Origin of the sequence: Tomitella biformata AHU 1821 (genome assembly GCF_000524475.1) — a bacterium.
Taxonomy (GTDB): Bacteria; Actinomycetota; Actinomycetes; order Mycobacteriales; family Mycobacteriaceae; genus Tomitella; species Tomitella biformata.
This window is the reverse complement of sequence record NZ_BAVQ01000091.1, coordinates 1-215: the sequence shown is the minus strand read 5'-3', so window position 1 is coordinate 215 and position 215 is coordinate 1. Positions and strand designations below refer to the sequence as shown.

The following is a 215-nucleotide window of genomic DNA, read 5'->3' as shown; positions in this document are numbered from 1 at the left end:
CTCGTCGCCGCCCTCGGCGTCCAATCGGGCATCTCGAAATCTGAGGTGTCGCGGATCTGCGCTGGCCTCGACGTTGAGGTCGCGGCCTTTCGTGAGCGCACGTTGAACCACACCACCTTCCCCTACATCTTCCTGGATGCGACGTATTGCAAGGTGCGGGTCGGCCCGCACGTGGTCTCCCAGGCCATGGTCGTCGCGACCGGCGTGTCCATCGA

Annotated in this window: 1 protein-coding gene; it reads left to right on the top strand. The window is 64.7% G+C overall.

The window, feature by feature from the left end:
• A partial coding sequence (locus tag TBIF_RS24215) for an IS256 family transposase (protein ID WP_038172469.1) occupies nucleotides 1-215 on the top strand: 215 nt, incomplete at both ends.